1 protein-coding gene is annotated in these 21,799 nt (G+C 74.1%); it reads right to left on the minus strand.

Features of this window, described 5'->3' with window-relative positions:
- Positions 1-18: 18 nt before the first annotated feature.
- Complete coding sequence (locus ACZ63E_RS38030) at positions 19-21,798, minus strand: SDR family NAD(P)-dependent oxidoreductase (protein WP_465341175.1); 21,780 nt, start codon at positions 21,796-21,798, stop codon at positions 19-21.
- Between the last annotated feature and the right edge of the window lies 1 nt (position 21,799).

A 21,799-nucleotide genomic window follows, 5' to 3' on the forward strand; every position in this document is an offset into this window, starting at 1 on the left:
GGCAGGGCCGGGCCGGGGTCAGAGTTCGTTGTCCAGCAAGGCGAACATGTCGTCGATGGTCTCCACTTCGAGGTCGTCCCCGGCGGCCGGGCGGGTCCGCTCCTGCCAGAGCGAGACCAGCTGCCGCAGCTTCGCCTCCACCGCGGCCCCGTCGGCCGTCGAGACGTCCACAGTGGACAGCTCGGCGGCGAGCCGGTCGATCCCGGCGCCCAGGCCGGTTTCCGGCGTCGCCGCCGCGGCCGGGACCACTTCGGACTGGAGGAACTTCGCCAGCGCGTCCGGGGTCGGGTAGTCGAAGATCAGCGTCGCGGGCAGGCGCAGCCCGGTGGCCGCGTCGAGGCCGTTGCGCAGCTCGACGGCGGTCAGCGAGTCGAAGCCGAGCTCGGTGAACGCCCGGCCGGGCTCGATCGCGTCGGCCCCGGTGTGCCCGAGCGCGGCCGCGGCCTGGCCGCGGACCACGGTCAGCAGGACCATTTCGGCGTCCTGCTGCGACAGCCCGGTCAGCTTGCGCTTGAGCCCGTCGGCCTGGGCCGCCGCGGCCATCGGGGCGGCGCGGCGGACGGATCCGCGCACCAGCCCGCGCAGCAGCGGGGGCACCGGCCCCGGCTCGGCCCGCAGGCCGGCGAGGTCGATCTTCACCGGCACGGACACCGGCTCGGCCAGCACACTCGCCTGGTCGAACAGCTCCAGGCCTTCGGCGGGGGCGAAGCTGCCGATGCCGTCGCGGCCCATCCGGGCGCTGTCCGCGGTGTCGCCCATGCCGTCGGCCCAGAGACCGAAGGCGAGTGACGTCGCGGGCAGCCCGAGGCTCCGGCGGTGCTGGGCCAGGCCGTCGAGGAACGTGTTGGCCGCCGCGTAGTTGGCCTGGCCCGGCGCGCCGAGCACCCCGGCGGCCGAGGAGAACAGCACGAACATCGCCAGGTCACGGTCGCGGGTCAGCTCGTGGAGGTTCCAGGCCGCGTCGACCTTGGGCCGCAGCACCTTCTCGAGGCGCTCGGGGGTGAGCGCGGTGAGCAGTCCGTCGTCGAGGACGCCGGCCGCGTGGATCACGCCGCCGAGGTCCGGGGTCCGGTCGAGCACGGCGGCCAGCGCGGCGCGGTCGGCGGCGTCGCACGCCTCGATCCGCACGGTCGCGCCCAGCCCGGTGAGCTCTTCGGCCAGCTCGGCCGCGCCCGGGGCGTCCGGGCCGCGGCGGCTAATGAGCACCAGGTCGGTGACACCGTGGCGGGTGACCAGGTGCCGAGCCAGGACCGCACCCAGCCCGCCGGTGCCGCCGGTGACCAGCACGGCACCTTCGGGGCGCCGCGGGATGGTCAGGACGACCTTGCCGACGTGCTTGGCCTGGCTGAGGTACCGCAGGGCCTCCGGGGCCCGGCGCAGGTCCCAGGTGCGGATAGGCAGCGGCTTGAGCGCGCCTGCTTCGAACAACACGATCAGCTCCTCCCAGATCCGCGCGATCCGGTCGTTCCCCGCGTCGATCACGTCGAACGCCCGGTAGGTCACACCGGGATGGTGCCCCTCGCCGCCGCCGTCCGGACGGACGTCGGTCTTCCCCATTTCCACGAACCGCCCACCGCGCGGTAACAGGCGCATGGAGGCGTCGATGAACTCCCCGGTGAGCGCGTTGAGCACGACGTCGACGCCGTGGCCGCCGCTGGTGGCCAGGAACTTCTCCTCGAAGTCCAAGGTCCGCGACGACGCGAGGTGACCGTCGTCCATCCCGGCTGCGCGCAGGACGTCCCACTTGCCTTCGCTCGCGGTGCCGTAGACCTCGGCGCCCAGGTGCTGGGCCAGCTGCGTCGCGGCCATGCCGACCCCACCGGCGGCGGCGTGGATGAGCACCGACTCCCCCGCCTTCAGCGCGCCGAGGTCGGTCAGCGCGTAGTAGGCGGTGAGGAACACCAGCGGCACCGACGCGGCCTCTTCGAACGTCCAGCCGTCCGGGACCGGGGCCAGCAGCGCGCGGTCGGCGAAGGTGAGCGGGCCGAACCCGCCGTGCACCAGGCCCATCACGCGGTCGCCGACCTGCAGGTCGGCCACTTCGGACCCGACTTCGACAACCACACCCGCGGCCTCGTAGCCGATCCGGCCGGCGTCACCCGGGTACATGCCGAGGACGTTGAGCACGTCGCGGAAGTTGGTGCCGGCCGCGCGGGTGGCGATCCGGACCTCCCCCGGCAGCAGCTCGCCGACGGCCTCCGGGAACGGTTCGAACGAGAACCGCTCCAGGGTGCCCTTCTCGACGCTGTCGAGGCGCCAGCCGGGCTCGTGCCACGGCGGCACGAGGTCGTTCGACGACGCCGCGGTCAGCAGCCGGGCGGCGTGGACCACCCCGTCGCGGACGGCCAGCTGCGTCTCGTCGCCTTGGACGGCGAGCGCGGTCTGGACGTCCGCCTCGGCCGCGTCGACCAGGACGAGGCGGCCGGGGTGTTCGGACTGGGCACTGCGGACCAGGCCCCACACCGCGGCGGCGGCCGGGTCGACAGTGTCCGAAGTGGACACTGCGACGGCGTTCTGCGTGCGGACCACCAGGACGGCGTCGCTTTCCTTCGCGAGCCATTCCTGCAGCTTCGCCAGGGTCTCGGTGAGGAGGGCGTGCGTGGCCACCGGGGTGGTCTCGCCGTTCGGCACCGCGTCCAGGACTTCGTGCGGGGCCACGGTTCCGGGCTCGTTCGTGACCTGGGCCCAGCCGAGCCGGAACAGCGCGTCGGACGTCTGCGGGCCGAGGTCGGTCACCTCGCGCAGCAGCAACGCGCCGACGGTCAGCACCGGGGCGCCGCCGCCGTCGGTGAGCTCCAGGCGGACGGCGTCGTCCCCGGCCTTGGCGACCCGGACGCGGGCGGCGGTGGCGCCGGCCGCGTGCAGGACGACGTCCCGCCAGAGGAACGGCAGCCGCGTGGCCGGGGCGTCCCCGGTCGGCAGCAGGCCGATGGCGTGCAGCGCGGCGTCGAGCAGCGCGGGGTGCAGGCCGAACTGCGCGGCGTCGGTGTGCGCGACCGAGGGCAGTTCGAGGTCGGCGTAGACCTCGTCCCCGTTCTGCCACGCGGCCGTGAGGCCCTGGAACACCGGCCCGTACTGCAGGCCCGCCTCGGCGAGCCCCGGGTACAGCTCGGTGACGTCGAGGGCTTCCGCACCCGCGGGTGGCCACTGGCTTTCCTGGGCCGCCGGGTGGCCCTCGCCGGTGGCGAGCAGGCCGGTGGCGTGGGCGGTCCACGGCTCCCCGGCCGGGGCGTCCGGCCGCCGGGTGTGGATCGACACCGGACGGCGGCCGTCACCGTCCGGCGCGCCGACCACGACCTGCACCGACAGGCCGCCGGACTCCGGCAGCACCACCGGCGCGGCCAGGGTCAGCTCGGCCACCCGGCCGCAGCCCAGCTCGGCGCCGGCCCGCACGGCCAGCTCGACCAGGGCCGCACCCGGGACCAGGACGGTGCCGAGCACGGCGTGGTCGGCGAGCCACGGCTGGGCCGCGCGGGACAGCCGGCCGTAGGCGACCAGGCCGTCCTCCCCCGCGGTCGGGACGGTCGCGCCGAGCAGCGGGTGCCCGGCCGCGGCCAGGCCCAGCCCGGCGGCGTCGCCGGTGCCCGCGGGTGCGTCGAGCCAGAAGCGCTCGCGCTGGAAGGCATACGTCGGCAGCGGAACCTCGCGGGCGCCGGCGCCCGCGAAGAACGCCGTCCAGTCGATGCGCGTGCCGGCTGTGACGAGCTTCGCGAACGCCGTCTCGGCGGTCTGCCGCTCGTCGCGGTCCTTGCGCAGGACCGGGACGAACACCGCGTCCGGGGCGCTGTCGAGGCCCATGGCCGAGAGCACGCCGTCCGGGCCCAGCTCGGCGAAGCGCGTGACACCGGCTTCGGTGAGCGCGCGGACGCCGTCGGCGAACCGGACCGGCTCCCGCACGTGCCGCACCCAGTAGCCCGGGTCGGTCAGTTCGTCGGCCGGGCGCCCGGTGAGGGTGGAGACGACCGGGATGGACGGCTCGGTGTAGTCGATCGACCGCGCGACCGCCTCGAACTCGGCCAGCATCGGCTCCATCAGCACGGAGTGGAACGCGTGCGAGACGACCAGGGCCTTGGTGCGGCGGCCGCGTTCGGCGAGCGCCGCGGCGGCGGCGTGCACCGGACCGTCCACACCGGACAGGACGACGGCGTTCGGGCCGTTGACCGCGGCCAGGCCGACGTCGGCGGAGAGGAACTCCGCGACCTCGTCCTCGCTCGCCTGCACGGCGACCATCGCGCCGCCCTCGGGCAGCGCCTCCATCAGCCGTCCGCGGGCCTCGACGAGCTTCACGGCGTCCGCCAGGGAGAAGACCCCGGCGACGTGGGCCGCGGCGATCTCGCCGATCGAGTGCCCGGCGAGGAAGTCGGGACGGATGCCCCACGACTCGACCAGCCGGAACAGCGCGACCTCGAGGGCGAAGATCACCGGCTGCGCGGTGCCGGTGCGGTTGATGTCCTCGCCGAGGCCCGGCAGCAACGCCAGGACCTCGTCGTAGGCCGCGGCGAAGACCGGGAACGCCTCGTAGAGCCCGGTTCCCATCCCGGCCCGCTGCGAACCCTGGCCGGTGAACAGGAAGGCGAGCTTCCCGTCGACCGCCCGGCCGATGACCACACCGGAACCGGCGCGGCCACCGGCGAGGGCGGCCAGCCCGGCCCGGACGTCGCCGGTGAGCACAGCGCGCCGCTCGAACGCGGTGCGCGTGGTCGCCAGCGAGTAGGCGATGTCGAGGGGGTCTTCGAACCCGACGGTGCCGAGCAGCCGCTCGGCCTGCGCCTGCAGGCCTTCTTCGGTGCGGGCGGACAGGACCCAGGGCAGCAGCGCGGGCGGCTCGGGAGTCCGGGCCGGCGCGGGCTGGTCGGGGGCCTGCTCCAGCACGACGTGGGCGTTGGTGCCGCTGATGCCGAACGACGAGACCGCCGCGCGGCGCGGACGTCCGGCATCCGGCCACGGCCGTGCCTCGGTGAGCAGCCGGACCTCGCCCTCGCTCCAGTCGACGTGCGGCGACGGCTCGTCGACGTGCAGGGTCGCGGGCAGGACGCCGTGGCGCATGGCCTCGACCATCTTGATGATCCCGGCGACGCCGGCCGCGGCCTGCGTGTGGCCGATGTTCGACTTGACCGAGCCGAGCCACAGCGGCTCGTCGCGGTCCTGGCCGTAGGTGGCCAGCAGCGCCTGCGCTTCGATCGGGTCACCGAGGGCGGTGCCGGTGCCGTGCGCCTCGACGATGTCCACAGTGGACGACTCCACCCCGGACGCCGCCAGCGCGCGGCGGATGACCCGCTTCTGCGACGGCCCGTTGGGGGCGGTGAGGCCGTTGGAGGCGCCGTCGGAGTTCACCGCGGAACCCTTGACCACGGCGAGGATGCGGCGCCCGTTGCGCTTGGCCTCGGAAAGCCGTTCGAGGAGCAGGAAACCGGCGCCCTCGGCCCAGGCGGTGCCGTCGGCGGCAGCCGCGAAGGGTTTGCAGCGGCCGTCGGCGGCGAGGCCGCGCTGGCGGGAGAACTCGATGAAGGGGTTGGGGCTGGACATGACGGTCGCGCCGCCGACCAGGGCCAGCGTGCATTCACCGGAGCGCAGCGCCTGCGCCGCCCAGTGCAGGGCGACCAGCGACGACGAGCACGCCGTGTCGACGGAGACCGCCGGGCCTTCGAGCCCGAAGGTGTAGGCGACGCGGCCGGACAGGACGCTGCTCGCGCTGCCGGTGCCGAGCAGGCCTTCCATGCCGTCCGGGGTGGACGGCAGGCGGGAGGCGTAGTCGTCGTACATGACACCGGCGAACACGCCGGTGGCGCTGCCCTTGAGGCTGACGGGGTCGATGCCGGCGCGCTCGAAGGCCTCGTGCGCGGTCTCCAGCAGCAGCCGCTGCTGCGGGTCGACGGTGAGCGCCTCCCGCGGCGAGATGCCGAAGAACTCGGCGTCGAAGTCGGCGGCGTCGAGCAGGAAGCCGCCTTCGCGGGCGTACGACGTGCCGGGGTGGTCCGGGTCGGGGTGGTAGAGCCGGTCGAGGTCCCACCCGCGGTCGGCGGGGAACGGCGTGATGGCGTCGGTCCCGTCGGCGACCAGGCGCCACAGGTCCTCGGGCGAGCTGACGCCGCCGGGGAACCGGCAGCTCATGGCCACGATGGCGATGGGCTCGTCCGAGGCGACCACGGTCGGCGTCTCGGCCGTTTCGGTCTCGCCGACCAGTTCGGCCCGGACGTAGGTGGCCAGGTCCAGCGGGGTCGGGTGGTCGAAGACGAGGGTGGCGGGCAGCCGCAGCCCGGTCGCCTCGCCGAGGCGGTTGCGCAGCTCGACGGCGGTGAGCGAGTCGAAGCCCAGCTCGGTGAAGGCCCGCCCGGCCTCGACGGAGGCGGTCCCGTGCCCGAGCACGCCGGCGACGTGCCCACGCACCAGGTCGAGCAGGTGCGTCTGCTGGTCGGCGGGCGAAAGCCGCGCGAGGGTGGCGGCGAGTCCCGCGGCAGCCGCGGCATTGGCAGCGCCGCGTCGCTTCGGGACCCTCACCAGCCCGCGCAGCACCGACGGCGGTTCGGTGGTGCGGGCGAGGGTGCGCAGGGTCGGCAGGTCGAGCTTGACCGGCACCGGAACGGGAGTTCCGGCGGCCAGGGCGGCGTCGAACAGGGCCAGGCCTTCGGTTTCGGTCAGGGCTCCGAATCCCGCTCGGGCCAGCCGGTCGAGGTCGGACTGGTTGCCCATGCCGTTGGCCCAGAGGCCGTAGGCGAGGGAGGTCGCCGGGAGGCCCTCGGCGTGACGCCGTTGGGCGAGGTTGTCGAGGAGGGCGTTGGCCGCGGCGTAGTTCGCCTGGCCGGGGCCGCCGAGGATGCCGGAGACCGAGGACAGGAGGACGAACTGGGTGAGCGGCTTGTCCTTGGTCAGCTCGTGGAGGGTTTCGGCCGCGTCGGCCTTGGGGCTGAGGACGGTGGTGAAGCGCTCCGGGGTGAGCTCGGTGAGGATGCCGTCGTCGAGGACGCCGGCCGCGTGGACAACTCCGGTGAGGTCCTCGATGCCGTTGATGAGCGTTTCGAGGGCTTCGCGGTCGGCGACGTCGCAGGCTACGACCTGGGCGCCGAGTTCTTCCGCGAGTTCCCTCGCACCGGGGGCGTCGAGGCCTCGGCGGCTGGTGAGGACCAGGGTGACGTTCTGGGTGGCGGTCAGGTGGCGGGCGATGGCCGCGCCGATGCCGCCGGTGCCGCCCGTGATGAGGACGGTGCCGTTGCCCCAGGTGACGGGGTCGCCGGTGGTGGTGCGGGCGAGGCGGGGGGCTTCGGTGATGCCGTTGCGGATGCGGATTTGGGGTTCGCCGGTGGCCAAGGCCAGGGCGACCTCGGCGCGGATGCGGTCGGCGGCTTCGCCGCCTGCCTCGCCGCCGAGCGGGGTGCCCTCGACCACCACGAACCGGTCCGGGTGCTCCGAAGCCGCGCTGCGGGCCAAGCCGCGGACCGCCGCCCCGGCCGGGTTATCTCCCGTGTGGATGACCATCCGCGTGTCGGCGAGCGGGTCGTCCGCCAGGAACTCCTGGATCGCCGCCAGTGTCGCGGCCAATGCCTCGTGCGGCTCGCTGTCCGGTGCCGTGAACACCTGCGTGGTCACGTCACCGACCTCTCCGGCCGGGACCTCCACCCAGTTCAGCTCGTACAGCGAGTCCGTGTCCCGCGCCCGCGGGGCCTCCGCGACCCGAACCGTGACCGTGCCGAGCGTCGCCACCGGGGCGCCCGTGGCGTCCGTGGCCAGGACCGACACCGTGTCCGTCCCGGACTGCGTGACCCGCACCCGAAGCGCCGAAGCGCCGGTCGCGTGCAAAGTGACGTCACCGAACAGGAACGGCAACCGCGTCCCCTCGCCCGGCAGCAGGCCCAGGGTGTGCAGGGCCGCGTCGAGCAGGGCCGGATGCAGGCCGAAGCCGTCGACGTCCGTGCCCTCCGGCAGCTCCACCTCGGCGAACACCGTGTCCCCGGCGCGCCACGCGCTCGTCAGGCCGCGGAACGGCGGCCCGTAGTCCAGGCCCGCCGCGGCCATGTCCGCGTAGAGCCCGTCCAACGCAACCGGCTCGGCCGCCGCCGGCCACTCGGTGAGCCCCGAGCTTTCCCGTGAAAGCTCGGGGGTGAGGGTGCCGGACGCGTGTTCGGTCCACTCCCCCTCGGCGGCGCGCGAGTGGATCGAGACCGGGCGCCGTCCAGCCGCATCGGCCGCGCCGACGAGCACCTGGACGTCGACCGTCCCGCGCAGCACCAGCGGCGCGGCGAGGGTCAGCTCCTCGACACCCGCGCACCCGGCTTCGTCGCCGGCGCGGATGGCCAGCTCCAGCAGGCCGGTGCCCGGCACCAGGACCTCGCCGAACGCGGCGTGCCCGGCCAGCCACGAGTGCGTCGCCGTCGAGAGCCGTCCGGTGAGGACCCAGCCCTCGCCGTCGGCGAACGGGACCGCCGCGCCGAGCAGCGGGTGCCCGGCCGTCTGGAGCCCGGCGGCGCGGACGTCGCCCGCGCCGGTTCCGGCGGCCAGCCAGTAGTGACGGCGGTCGAACACCGTCGTCGGCAGGTCGACCACCCGGGCGCCGGTGGGACGGAAGACCGCGGCCCAGTCGACCGGGACACCCCGGGTGTGCGCGGCGGCCAGCGTTGTCAACGCCGTGGTGGCTTCGTCGCGGTCGGCGCGCAGGAACGAGGCCGCGAAGCCGTCGTCAGCGGCCAGAGCCGTGAGGACCGCGGCCGGGCCGACCTCGAGGAACTTCGACACCCCGGCCTCGCGCAGCCACGAAAGACCGTCAGCGAACCGGACGGTCGCGCGGACGTGCTCGACCCAGTACTCCGGCTCGGCGACCCGGTCGGTCCGCGACCCGTCCACAGTGGACACGAACGGGATCCGCGGCGCCGAGAACTCCAGCTCCCGCACGACCGTGGCGAACTCGTCGAGCATCGGCTCCATCAGGGTCGAGTGGAACGCGTGCGAGACCTCCAGGCGCTTGGTGCGGCGCCCGAGCTTCTCGAACTTCTTGGCCAGCTTGAGCGTCGGCGACGCGGCCCCGGACAGCACCACGGCGTTCGGCCCGTTGACCGCAGCCAGCGACACCTTCGGCGTCAGGTGCTCACGAACCTCCTCCTCGGACGCTTGCACGGCGACCATCGCGCCGCCCTCGGGCAGCGCCTCCATCAGCCGTCCCCGCGCCTCGACGAGCTTGGCCGCGTCCTCGAGCGACAGCACCCCGGCGACGTGTGCCGCGGCGATCTCGCCGATCGAGTGCCCGGCGACGAAGTCGGGCACGATCCCCCACGACTCCGCGAGCCGGTACAGCGCGACTTCCAGGGCGAAGATCGCGGGCTGCGCGTTGCCGGTGCGGTCGAGGTCCTCGCCGATCCCCGGCAGCAACGCTCGGACTTCGTCGTAGGCGGCAGCGAAGGCCGGGAACGCCCCGTAAAGCCCGGACCCCATGCCGACCTGCTGCGAACCTTGGCCGGTGAACAGGAAAGCGGTCCGTCCAGGCAGGACACGTCCGGCCACGACGAATTCACTGTCCACACCGGACGCCAGGGCGTCCAAACCAGACTGGAGCTCACCAAGAATCACGGCACGGCGATCGTGCGCGGTACGAGTGGTCGCCAGCGAAAGGCCGACATCAACAGGCTCGCCCTCGACGTCCCGCAGTCGGGCAGCCTGCTCCCGCAGGACCTCGTCACTGCGACCGGACAGCACCCACGGCACCAAAGGAGGCGGCGTCACCGAGCGCGAAACCGGCGCCACAGCGGGAGCCTGCTCCAGGATGACGTGCGCGTTGGTCCCGCTGATCCCGAACGACGACACGGCACTGCGCCGCGCCCGCCCGGTCTCCGGCCACGCCCGCCCCTCGGCCAGCAGCGTGACATCGCCGGCTTCCCAGTCGACGTGCGGAGTCCGCTCCCCCAGGTGCAGCGACGGCGGGAGCACACCGTGGTGCATGGCCTGGACCATCTTGATGATCCCGGCAACACCGGCGGCGGCCTGGGTGTGCCCGAAGTTGGACTTCACCGAGCCGAGGTACAACGGCTCAGCGTCCCGCTCACGGCCGTAGGTGGCCAGCAAAGCCTGCGCCTCGATCGGATCCCCGAGCGTCGTGCCGGTCCCGTGCGCCTCGACGGCGTCCACAGTGGACGACTCGACACCCGCAGCGGCCAGCGCCTGCCGGATCACCCGCTGCTGCGAGGGACCGTTGGGCGCGGTCAGGCCGTTGGACGCGCCGTCGGAGTTCACCGCGGAACCGCGCACCACCGCCAGGATCCGGTGCCCGTTGCGCCGCGCGTCCGACATGCGCTCCAGCACGAGCATGCCCGCGCCCTCGGCCCAGCCGGTCCCGTCGGCGTCGGCCGAGAAGGACTTGCAGCGGCCGTCGGCGGCGAGGCCGCGCTGGCGGGAGAAGCCGATGAACGTCTCCGGCGTCGCCATCACGGTCACACCGCCCGCCAGCGCTAGCGAGCACTCGCCGGAGCGCAGGGCCTGCATGGCCCAGTGCAGCGCGACCAGCGACGACGAGCACGCCGTGTCGACCGAGACCGCCGGGCCCTCCAGGCCGAGCGTGTAGGCGACGCGGCCGGACAGCACGCTGCCGGAGGTGCCGGTGCCGAGGAAGCCCTCGACGTCGTCGGGCACGTCGCCGAGGCGGGTGCCGTAGTCGTGGTACATCACGCCGGCGAACACGCCGGTCGGGCTGCCCTTGAGCGACGCCGGGTCGGTGCCCGAGCGCTCCAGGGCCTCCCACGACGTCTCCAGCAGGAGCCGCTGCTGCGGGTCCATCGCGAGGGCTTCCCGCGGGGAGATGCCGAAGAACTCCGGGTCGAAGTAGCCGGCGTCGTGGAGGAAACCGCCTTCGCGGGTGTAGGTCTTGCCGGGGCGGTCGGGGTCGGGGTCGTAGATGCCGTCGACGTCCCAGCCGCGGTCTTCGGGGAACCGCGTGACGCCGTCACGGCCGCCGGACACCAGGTCCCACAGCTCTTCGGGCGACGTCACGCCGCCCGGGTAGCGGCACGCCATGCCGACGATGACGATCGGGTCGTCGCCGGACCGCGCCGGGGTGAACGTCGGCTTGACCGGCTCGTCGTCCGCGCCGAGCAGCTCGGCCAGCAGGAACGCGGCCAGCGCGAGCGGGGTCGGGTGGTCGAACGTCAGCGTCGCGGGCAGCCGCAGACCGGTGGCCGTGCCGAGGCGGTTGCGGAACTCGACGGCGGTGAGCGAGTCGAACCCGAGGTCGCCGAACGCGCGGTCGGCCTCGACGGCGTCGGGGCTCGTGTGGCTGAGCACCATCGCGGCTTCGGTGCGGACCAGCTCGGTCAGCAGCCGCGTCTGCTCGGACGCCGGCAGCCCGGCCAGGCGCTCGCGCAACCCGCCCGCTTCGGCGACGCCGGCGGTGCGACGGCGGGCGCGGACCAGGCCGCGCAGCACGTGCGGGACTTCGGCCGTGCGCAACGCCGGGAGGTCGAGGCGCGTCGCGACCGGGCGCGGGTCGTCGCCAAGGGCCAGGAGGTCGAACAGCTCCAGCCCGGCGTCGACCGGCAGCGGCGTGAAGCCGGAACCGCCGCGGCCGTCGCCCATGCCGGTTTCCCAGAGGCCGTAGGCGATCGACGTCGCCGGGAGGCCTTCCGCACGGCGCTGGGCGGCGAGGCCGTCGAGGAACCCGTTGGCGGCGGCGTAGTTCGCCTGCCCCGGCGCGCCGAGGGCGCCCGCGATCGAGGAGAACGTGACGAACAGCTTGAGGCCGCTGGTCAGCTCGTGCAGGTGCTGCGCCGCGACGGCCTTCGGGCCCGCGACGGCGGCCAGGCGCTCCGGCGTCATCGAAGTGAAGACGCCGTCGTCGAGGACACCGGCCGCGTGCACAACGCCGGTCAGCTCGGCCGGGACCAGGGCGAGCACGGACTGCAGCTGGTCGCGGTCGGCGACGTCGCACGCGGCGAACGTCACCTCGGCGCCGAGCTCGGTCAGCTCGCGGCGCAGGTCGTCCGCGCCGGGCGCGTCCCCGCCGCGGCGGCCGACGAGCAGCAGGTGCCGGACGCCGTGGCGCTCGACGAGCCGCCGCGCGACCTGGGCGCCGAGTCCGCCGGTGCCGCCGGTGACCAGGACGGTGCCGTCGAGTGTCCAGTCAGGATCGCCGGTCGCGCGGGCGCGGGCCAGGCGGGGAACACGCGGACCGTCATCGGTGAAGGCGATCTCGGGCTCGCCGGTGGCCGCGGCCGCCGCGAGGTCGCCGCTGCCGTGGACCAGGACCAGGCGGTCCGGGTACTCGGCCTGGGCGCTGCGGACGAGCCCGGCGACGGCGGCGTGCGCCGGGGTGTCGCCCGGGACGTGCACAACGACCCGGCCTTCTCCGGCGAGCCGTTCCTGCAGCTCGGCGAGCACGTTCTCGGGCGACGCAGCTTCGAGGACGTCCACTTCGGACACGTCCGAAGGCAGGGCCACCGGGATCCAGTCCACAGTGAACACCGCGTCGCCGGCCGTGGAGGCCAGCGGGGCGTCGCCGACCGGGCGCAGGCTCAGCGAGGCCGCGGTCAGGACCGGCTCGCCGGTGCCGTCGGTGACGGTCAGGGAGAAGGCGTCCGGCCCGGCGGGCGTGAGCTTCGCCCGGAGCGTGCTCGCGCCGGTGGCGTGCAGCCGCAGCCCGGTCCACGAGAACGGCAGCCGGGCCGGGCCAGCGGTCAGGCCGACGGCGTGCAGGACGGCGTCGAGCAGCGCCGGGTGCAGGCCGAAGCCGGTGACGTCGGTGCCGTCCGGCAGCGCGACCTCGGCGAAGACGTCATCACCGAGGCGCCAGGCGGCCTGCAGACCCCGGAAGGGATCGCCGTAGCCGAGTCCGGCGTCGGCGAGAGTCGAGTAGAAACCGTCCAGGTCAGCGGCCTCGGCTCCCGCGGGCGGCCACTGGGCCGAGCTTTCACGTGAAAGCTCGGCTTCGGGGAGGAGCGAGCCGGTCGCGTGCAGGTCCCAGTCGGTGTCGGCGTCCTGGGGGCGGGAGTGGATCGCGAGGGTGCGGCGGCCCGAGTCGTCGGCGTCCGAAAGGGACACTCGCAGCTGGACCGGCGACGTGGTGAGGACCAGCGGGGTCTGCAGGGTCAGTTCTTCGACCTCGCCGCAGCCTGCTTCGTCGCCGGCGCGGACGGCCAGTTCGGCGAACGCCGTGCCCGGCAGCAGGACCGTGCCACGGATCTGGTGTCCGGCCAGCCACGGCTGCTCGTCGAGCGAGAGCCGTCCGGTAAGGACCAGGCCGCCACGCTCGGGCAGCGCGACGGCCGCGCCGAGCAGCGGGTGGTCGAGCGCGCCGAGGCCCAACGCCGTGGCGTCGCCGCCGCCCGGCGGGGCCAGCAGCCAGAACCGGCGGCGCTGGAAGGCGTACGTCGGCAGGGACGCCGGGCGCGCGCCGCTCTCGGCGAAGAACCGCGTCCAGTCGACCGGCGCGCCCGCGGCGTGGATCGCGCCGAGGGCGGAGACAGCCGCGCGGGCCTCCTCCTGGTCCTTGCGCAGGGCCGGGACGAACGCGGCGTCGGGAGCGCTGTCCGGGCCCATCGCGGCGAGGACGGCGTCCGGGCCCAGCTCCAGGAACGTCGTGACGCCGTCGGCGGCCATGCGCTCGACCGCGTCGGCGAACCGGACGGTCTCGCGGACATGGGTCACCCAGTAGGCCGGGTCGGTGAAGTCGGCGTCGGGCGAGACCGTGGAGACGATCGGGAGGCGCGGCTCGGCATAGGTCAGCGACCGCGCGACTGCGTCGAACTCCGCCAGCATCGGCTCCATCAACGCCGAGTGGAACGCGTGGGACACCACGAGGTGCTTGGTGCGACGGCCCTCGCGGGCGAACTGCGCGGCGACCTTCCGCAGTGCACTGTCCACACCGGACAGCACGACAGCGGTGGGGCCGTTGACCGCGGCGAGCGAGACCTCGTCGGAGAGGACGTCGGCGACCTCGGCCTCGGTGGCCTCGATCGCGACCATCGCGCCGCCCTCGGGCAGCGCCTCCATCAGCCGGCCGCGCGCCTCGACCAGCTTCGCGGCGTCTTCCAGGGAGAACACTCCGGCGACGTGCGCGGCGGCGATCTCACCGATGGAGTGCCCGGCGAGCACGTCTGGTGTCACTCCCCAGGACTCGAAGAGCCGGTACAGCGCGACTTCGAGGGCGAAGATCGCGGGCTGGGCGGTGCCGGTGCGGTTGATGTCCTCGCCGAGCCCCGGCAGCAGCGCCCGGACCTCGTTGTACGCGGCGGCGAACACCGGGAACGCCTCGGCGAGCGCGTCACCCATGCCGGCGCGCTGGGAACCCTGGCCGGTGAACAACGCGGCGAACCGTCCGGTGACCGCGCGGCCGGTGACGACGTTGGCCGCCCGGCCGGTGTCGGCGAACGCGGCCAGCCCGGCGCGCAGCACGGCGGGATCGGCGCCGACGACGACCGCCCGGCGCTCGTGCGCGGTGCGAGCCGTAGCCAGCGACCAGGCGACGTCGAGCGGTTCGGCGGTGACGTCGGCCAGCCGCGCGGCCTGAGCTCGCAGGGCTTCTTCGGACCGTCCGGAAAGGACCCACGGCAGGACCGCGGGCGCAACCCCGTCGGCAGTGACCTCCTCGGCCGGGACGTGCTCCAGCACGACGTGCGCGTTGGTGCCGCTGAAGCCGAACGACGAGACACCGGACCGGCGCGGACGGCCGGTCTCCGGCCACGGCTCGGCCCCGGTGGCGACGCGGATCGCGCCGGTCTCCCAGTCGACCTGGGCCGACGGCGCGTCGACGTGCAGGGTCGCCGGGACCACGCCGTGGCGCATGGCCTCGATCATCTTGATGACCCCGGCGACGCCCGCCGCGGCCTGCGTGTGGCCGAAGTTCGACTTCACCGAGCCGAGCCGCAACGGCTCTTCGCGCTCCTGGCCGTAGGTCGCCAGGAGGGCCTGGGCCTCGATCGGGTCGCCCAGCCGGGTGCCGGTGCCGTGCGCCTCGACGACGTCGACGTCCGATGTGGACAGTCCGGCGTTGGCCAGCGCCTGGCGGATCACGCGCTGCTGCGCGGGCCCGTTCGGCGCGGTGAGGCCACTGGACGCGCCGTCCTGGTTGACCGCGGATCCCTTGAGCAGCGCGAGAACCTGGTGACCGTTGCGACGCGCGTCGGACAGATTCTCCAGCAGGACGAACCCGGCGCCTTCACCCCAGGCGACGCCGTCGGCGCCGTCGGAGAAGGCCTTGCAACGGCCGTCGACGGCCATCGCGTTCTGCTTGCTGAAGTCGACGAACGGGTCCGGGTTGACCATGATCGTGACGCCGCCGGCCAGGGCCAGCGAGCACTCGCCGGAGCGCAGGGCCTGGCTCGCCAGGTGCATCGCGACCAGCGACGACGAGCACGCCGTGTCGACCGCGACGGCCGGGCCCTCGAAGCCGAAGGTGTAGGAGACGCGGCCGGCCATCATCGCGCCGGACGTGCCGGTGCCGAGGAACCCCTCGACCTCCTCGGGGATCTTCGTCAGGCGTGACGCGTACTCGTGATAGATCGCACCGGTGAACACGCCGGTGTCGCTGCCGCGCAGCGTGCCCGGCGCGATGCCCGCGCGTTCGAACGCCTCCCACGCGATCTCCAGCAGGAGCCGCTGCTGCGGGTCCATCGCCAGGGCTTCACGCGGGGAAATACCGAAGAACTCCGGGTCGAAGTCACCCGCGGCGGGCAGGAACCCGCCGATGCGGGTGTGCGAGACGCCCTGCTTGCCGGGCGTCTGATCGAAGAGCGCGGCCAGGTCCCAGCCGCGGTCGGTCGGGAACTCGCTGAGACCTTCGCGGCCTTCGACGACCAGGCGCCACAGGTCTTCCGGCGTCGACGCGCCGGGGAACCGGCAGCTGGTCGCGACGATCGCGATCGGCTCGTCGGCGGCCGCGACCCTGGCGCGAGTCCGCGGGCCGGCGGCGAGGTCGCCGAGCAGCTCGGACCGGACGTACCCGGCCAGCGCGACCGGAGTCGGGTGGTCGAAGATGACCGTCGCGGGCAGCCGCAGGCCGGTCGCGGCGCCGAGACGGTTGCGCAGCTCGACGGCGGTGAGCGAGTCGAAACCGAGGTCCATGAAGCCGCGGCCGGGCTCGACGGTGGCCGCGGTGACGTGCCCGAGCACCAGCGCGACCTGCGTGCGGACCAGGTCCAGGAGCTCACGGTCCTGCTCGGCCTCGGTCAGCGTGGCGAGACGGCGGGCCAGGGACGAGTCCTGGCCGCCACCGGACTTCGCGGTCCGGCGGCCGGGCTTGACCAGCGTGCCGAGCAACGGCGGCAGCGGTTCGGACGCGGCCGCCGCGGCCAGCACCGGCAGGTCCAGCTTCACCGGCACGGCCAGCGGCGATCCGGCGGCCAGGGCCGCGTCGAAGAGGGCGAGGCCTTCGGCGACGGGCAGGGCCGGGGTGCCGCTCTGGCGCAGGCGGGCCAGGTGGGCCTCGCCCATCGCCTCGCCCATGCCCGCGGCCCACGGCCCCCACGCGAGCGACTGCCCGGCGAGGCCCTGCGCGCGGCGGTGCGCGGCGAGGGCGTCGAGGTAGGCGTTGGCGGCGGCGTAGTTGCCCTGACCGGGTGCGCCGAGGACCCCGGCGGCCGAGGAGAACGTGACGAACAGGTCGACGTCGCCGGCCAGCTCGTGCAGGTGCCGGGCCGCGTCGACCTTCGGGCCGAAGACGTAGTCGAGACGCTCGGGCGTGAGGGTGTCGATGGTGCCGTCGTCGAGGACACCGGCGGCGTGGACCACGCCGGTGAGGTCGACGTCCCGGAGCAGCGCGGCCACGGCGTTGCGGTCGGCGACGTCGCAGGCGACGATCTCCACCTCGGCGTCCAGCTCGGCGCGCAGGTCCGCGGCGCCCGGGGCGTCCGGACCGCGACGGCTGGTGAGCAGCAGCTTCCGGACGCCGTGGTTCTCGACCAGGTGCCGGGCGATCAGCGCGCCCAGACCGCCGGTGCCGCCGGTGACCAGGACGGTCCGCGACGGGTCGAGCACGCGCGGGAGGTTCAGCGCCACCTTGCCGATGTGCTTGGCCTGGCTGAGGAAGCGGAACGCCTCACGCGCCTCGCGGACGTCCCACGAGCGCACCGGCAACGGCTTGAGCGCGCCGGACTCGAACAGCTCGATCAGCGCGTCCCACATCTGCGCGGTGCGCTCGGGACCGGCGTCGATGAGGTCGAACGCCTGGTAACCGTCACCCTCGCGGATGTCGGTCTTGCCCATCTCGAGGAACCGGCCGCCGGGGGCCATCGTGCGGAAGGAGGCGTCGATGAAGTCACCGGCGAGCGCGTTCAGGACGACGTTGATGCCGCTGAAGCGCTCTTCGAACTCCAGGGTGCGGCTGGAAGCGATGTGGTCATCGTCGAGCCCGGCCTCGCGGAGGATGTGCTGCTTGCCCTCGCTGGCCGTGCCGTAGACGTCGGCGCCGAGGTGCTGCGCGAGCTGCGTGGCGGCCATGCCGACCCCGCCGGCGGCCGCGTGGACGAGGATCGACTCCCCCGCCCGCAGGTCCGCGAGGTCGACCAGGGCGTAGTAGGCGGTGAGGAACACCAAGGGCGTCGTCGCGGCCTGTTCGTACGTCCAGTCGGCGGGCTTGCGGGTGATCATCGGCCGTTCGGCGACCGCGATGGGACCCGCGCCGCCCGAGACGAGGCCCATGACCTCGTCGCCCGGATGCAGGTCGTGGACGTCGGCACCGACTTCGAGGACGGTTCCGGCGAACTCGCTGCCGAGCAGCCCGGCCTCGCCGGGGTACATGCCGAGGGCGTTGAGGACGTCGCGGAAGTTCAGCCCGGCCGCGCGCACGCTGACGCGGACGCCGAGCGGGCTCAGCGGCTCCTCGGGCACCTCTTCCAGGGTCAGGTGGTCGAAGGTGCCCTTCCCCGCGAGGCCGAGGCGCCAGTTCCCGGCCGGGGGCAGCAGCCGTCCGGCGGCTTCGGGCGTGACGAGCCGCGGGACACGCAGCTCACCTTCGCGGACGGCGACCTGCGGTTCTCCCGCGGCGAGGACGGCGTCGGTCAGCTCGTCGGCGTCGGCGAGGAGGAACCGGCCGGGGTGCTCGGACTGCGCGCTGCGCACCAGGCCCCACACTGCGGCGGCCACGGGGTCCACATCGGACTGTCCGGTGTGGACGAGCAGCTTCGCGTCGGCGTACCGCTCGTCGGCGAGGAACGTCTTGAGGACGTCGAGGGTCTCGCCGGTCAGCGCGCGCACGTCGTCGCCGGTGGCGCGGAAGACGACAACGTCGGCGACCTCCGGCCAGTCCGCGTGGCCGGGCACGTCGCCAGTGGGGGCGATCGGCTGCCAAGTGACCTCGTAAAGGCCGTCGACGCTCGCCGACGGACGCAGCTGCTCGGCCGAAACCGGCCGCACGACCAGGGAACCGACGGTGGCGACCGGTGCACCGGTGCCGTCGGCGACCTGCAGCGACACGGCGTCGGTGCCGGACGGCGTCAGCTTGACGCGCAGTTCGGCGGCCCCGGAAGCGTGCAGGACGACGTCGCTCCACGCGAACGGCAGCCGCGCGGGGCCGTCCCCGGAGGCGAGGGCGTGCAGAGCGGCGTCGAGCAACGCGGGGTGCAGGCCGAACCGGCCCGCCTGGTCCCGGGCGGCGTCGGGCAGCGCGACCTCGGCGTAGGTGTCCTCGCCGAGCCGCCAGACCCCTTGCAGACCCTGGAAAGTCTCGCCGTAGTCAAGCCCGGCGGCCGCCAGCTCCTCGTAACGGCCGTCAAGCGAGACCGCCTCCGCGCCCGGCGGCGGCCACTCCCCCAGGTCGGAGCTTTCACGTGAAAGCTCCGCGTTGGCGAGGGCGCCAGTGGCGTGCAGGGTCCAGTCTCCGGCGCCGTGCGGTCGCGAGTGGACGGTCAGCGGACGGCGGCCGGACTCCTCCGGCGCGCCCGCCCACAGCTGGACCTGGACCGCGCCGGTCTCCGGGAGCACCAGCGGGGTCTGGAGGGTCAGCTCTTCGAGCGCGGACAGGCCGGTCTCGTCCGCGGCGCGGACGGCCAGCTCGACCAGCGCCGTGCCGGGCACGACAACCTGGCCGTGCACGGCGTGCTCGGCCAGCCACGGGTGGGTGCGCAGGGACAGGCTGCCGGTGAACAGGAACCCGTCGGCGTCGGCGACGGACACCGCCGCGCCGAGCAGCGGGTGCTCGATCGAGCCGAGGCCGAGCCCGGCGGCGTCGCCGGTGCTCGCCGTCGCGGGCAGCCAGTAGCTCGCGCGCTGGAACGGGTAGGTGGGCAGGTCGACGCGCCGGCCGCCGTCGAGCAGCGCGGCCCAGCCGACCTTGCCGCCGTGGACGTGCACCGCGGCCAGCGCGGCGACGAGCGTCTCGACCTCGGGACGGTCGCGGCGCAGGGCGGGGACGAACAGGCCGTCCGCGCTGTCCTGGCCCGCGGCCGAGAGGACGCCGTCCGGGCCCAGTTCGAGGAAGCGGGTGACGCCCGCGTCGGCCAGCGCGCGGACGCCGTCGGCGAAGCGCACGGCCTCGCGGACGTGCCGGACCCAGTACTCCGGGTCGGTGATCTCGGCGGTGGCGGCGATGTGGCCAGTGACGTTCGAGACCAGCGCGATCTTCGGCGTCCGGTAGGTGATGCGGCGGGCGACCTCGCCGAACTCGGCGAGCATGCCGTCCATCAGCGCGGAGTGGAACGCGTGCGACACGGCGAGCTGCTTGGTGCGGCGGTCGGCGAACACCGCCTGGACCTGCCGGACGGCGTCCTCGGTGCCGGACACGACGATCGCGCGCGGGCCGTTGACGGCGGCGATGTCCGCACCCGGCACCAGCGCCGCGCGGCCCTCGTCCTCGTCCGCCTCGATCGCGCACATCGCACCGCCACGCGGCAACGCGCTCATCAGACGGCCACGCGCGGCGACCAGTTCGGCCGCGTCAGCCAAGGACCAGACACCGGCGACGTGCGCGGCGGCCAGCTCACCGACGGAGTGGCCGATCAGGAATTCGGGAACGACACCCCACGACTCGACGAGCCGGTAGAGCGCGACCTCCAGCGCGAACAGCGCGGGCTGCGCGTTCCCGGTGTCCTGCAGCGCGTCGGCGTTGTCGCCGAAGACGATCTCGCGGACGCCGGGCAGCAGCGCGCAAACCTCGTCGAAGGCCGCGGCGAACGCCGGGTACGCGTCGTACAGCTCGCGGCCCATGCCGAGCCGCTGGGAACCCTGTCCGGTGAAGGCGACGGCGAGCTGCCCGCCGACCGCCTCGCCGGTGGTCGCACCGTCCGCGACGGCCGACAGCCCGGCCCGCAGTTCCTCGAGGGTGGCACCCGTGACGACGGCGCGGTGGTCGAACGTCGCGCGTGTGGCGGCCAAGGACCAGCCGATGTCGACCGGGTCGCCCTCGACGTCCAGCAGCGAACGGGCCTGAGCACGCAGCGCCGCCTCGGTGTGTCCGGAAAGGACCCACGGCACCAGAGGCACGTCAGGTTCGTCCACAGTGGACTCTTCGGGAGCCGGGGCCTGCTCCAGCAGGACGTGCGAGTTCGTCCCGCTGATGCCGAACGACGACACCCCGGCGCGGCGAGTGTCCTCACCGGACCACTCGCGCGCGGCGGTGAGCAGCTCGACGGTGCCCGGCGACCAGTCGACCTGCGTGCTCGGCGCGTCGACGTGCAGGGTCGCGGGAAGGTGCCCGTGCTGCAGCGCCAGCACCATCTTGATCACACCCGCCACCCCGGCGGCGGCCTGGGTGTGGCCGATGTTCGACTTGACCGAGCCCAGCAGCAGCGGACCGCGGCCGCCGCGCTCACGGCCGTAGGTGGCCTGCAGCGCCTGGACCTCGATGGGGTCGCCGAGGGTGGTGCCGGTGCCGTGCGCCTCGATGACGTCGACGTCCTTGGCCGACAGCCGCGCGTCGGCCAGCGCCTGGCGGATGACCCGCTGCTGCGAGGGGCCGTTGGGGGCGGTGAGGCCGTTGGACGCGCCGTCGGAGTTGACGGCGGTGCCGCGGACGACGGCGAGGACGTGGTGGCCGTGGCGCTGGGCGTCGGAGAGGCGCTCCAGCACGATCATGCCCGCGCCCTCACCCCACGCCGTGCCGTCGGCGCCGGCGGCGAACGCCTTGACCAGGCCGTCGCGCGCGAGACCGCGCTGGCGGGAGAACTCGATGAACGCGTCCGGGCTCGCCATCACCGTGGCGCCACCGGAAAGCGCCAGGTCGCACTCCCCGGCGCGCAGGGCGCGAACCGCGAGGTGCAGGGTGACGAGCGACGCCGAGCACGCCGTGTCGACCGTGACCGACGGGCCTTCGACACCGAGGACGTAGGAGATCCGTCCGGAAAGGACACTGCCGGAGATGCCGGTGCCGAGGTAGCCCTCGACCCCTTCGACCCCCTTGGCGAGGTCACGGCCGTAGTCCTGGCCGTTGGTGCCGACGAACACGCCGGTGCGCCCGCCCGCCAGCGAGGCCGGGTTGATGCCGCCGCGTTCCAGGGCCTCCCACGACGTCTCCAGCAGCAGCCGCTGCTGCGGGTCCATCGAGACGGCCTCGCGCGGCGAGATGCCGAAGAACTCCGGGTCGAACTCGTCGGCGCCGTCGAGGAAACCGCCGCGGTCGACGTAGCTGGTGCCGAGGTGGTCCGGGTCGGGGTCGACGAGGCCGCCGACGTCCCAGCCGCGTTCGGCCGGGAAGCCGGTGATGCCGTGCTCCCCCGCGGTCAGCAGCTCCCAGAACCGTTCCGGGGAGCGGACGCCGCCCGGGAAGCGGCAGCCCATCCCGACGATCGCGATCGGTTCGGCCGCGCGCTCCTCGAGCGCCGCCAGCCGGCCGCGCGTGCGCTGCAGCTCGCCGGTGACTCGCGTCAGGTAGTCGCGAAGCTTGTCGTTCTCACCCACG

Source organism: Amycolatopsis sp. NPDC104819, assembly GCF_055583145.1.